We start from the raw sequence: 1,004 nt of genomic DNA, 5'->3' as shown, positions 1-1,004 counted from the left end.
CATCTGCTGTATACCAAACACAATCATGGGGTAAAACCGATGCGCCCGATTATTTAAACCAGGTACTGCTTTTACAAACAGAAATGCCAGCACAAATGGTGTTGCAAAAAATTTTAGGCATCGAACTTTTGCTGGGCCGCAGGCGTGAGGTAAAATGGGGATCGCGTACGATAGATATTGATATTTTGTTTTACGGCGATACTATAATAGATGAGCCGGATTTGAAGGTTCCCCATCCCGAACTACATAAACGCAGGTTTACCTTAGAGCCATTAGCCCAGATAGCTCCCGATTTTGTACACCCGTTGATGAAAAAAAATATTTTACAATTAAAAAGCGAACTTAAAGACGAGTTGATCGTAAAAAAAGTATAATTTTGAATATACATAAATCTAAATATGTCAGATATATTACCCGAGCAAGACTTTGATCTTTCCTTTTTGTATGAGATTGCCGATGGCAGCGATGAATTTATTGTTGAATCTATTGGTATGTTTTTGGAGCAAACTCCATTGTTACTTGGTAATATCAGCAATGCGCTTGATTCTGGTGACTGGGCAGAAGCAGGTAAAGCATCGCACAAGCTAAAACCTAATCTTGGTTTTTTTGGTATGCCTATAAGCCAGGCTACCATACAGGAAGTTGAGTTGGCCTGTAAGGCCGGAGGGCAAAATCCAACCGAGATTTTTGCAAAATTTAACCAGGTAAAAGCAACAGTTAACGCCAACCTTGTTACACTAAAACAAATTAAGGAAGAAAAAGAAGCAAGCCTTTAGGTGAAAGGTTTTACGGAGTGCCAAACGACAAAGGGCGATTGATAATTTTTATCAATCGCCCTTTTATATTATTGTAAATTATTTTAGCCATTCGGTTTCAAAAGCCTTTTGCCTTTGACCTTTCGCCTTTAACCTATTTCTATTACTTTAAAAGTGTAGCTTTCCATAATCAGGTTAGCTAACAGGTTTTTGCAGGCTTCGTCTACTTTGCTATGCGCGGTTTCGGCG

3 protein-coding genes are annotated in these 1,004 nt (G+C 38.8%); 2 read left to right on the top strand and 1 reads right to left on the bottom strand.

Annotation, left to right across the window (positions count from 1 at the left end):
• Both folK and AC1DPZ_RS27925 read left to right on the top strand, forming a co-directional pair.
• On the top strand, window positions 1-374 hold a 374-nt coding region (folK, locus tag AC1DPZ_RS27930; RefSeq protein ID WP_477409672.1), incomplete at its 5' end, for a 2-amino-4-hydroxy-6-hydroxymethyldihydropteridine diphosphokinase.
• A gap of 24 nt (window positions 375-398) precedes the next feature.
• On the top strand, window positions 399-776 hold the full coding sequence (locus AC1DPZ_RS27925) for an Hpt domain-containing protein (protein ID WP_477409670.1): 378 nt from the start codon (window positions 399-401) through the stop codon (window positions 774-776).
• A gap of 128 nt (window positions 777-904) precedes the next feature.
• On the opposite strand, the gene AC1DPZ_RS27920 is transcribed toward AC1DPZ_RS27925, so the two are convergent.
• A partial coding sequence (locus tag AC1DPZ_RS27920; RefSeq protein WP_477409674.1) for a phosphoribosylformylglycinamidine synthase subunit PurS occupies window positions 905-1,004 on the bottom strand: 100 nt, incomplete at its 5' end.

It is taken from the genome of Mucilaginibacter sp. P4_G9, from assembly GCF_056400985.1.
The sequence above is the reverse complement of the archived record's forward strand: the minus strand, read 5'-3'. Positions and strand labels throughout refer to the sequence as shown.

Bases quoted from the DNA above. Each gene is read 5' to 3' on its own strand.
- AC1DPZ_RS27925 (WP_477409670.1), top strand. From the start codon at position 399: ATGTCAGATATATTACCCGAGCAAGACTTTGATCTTTCCTTTTTGTAT.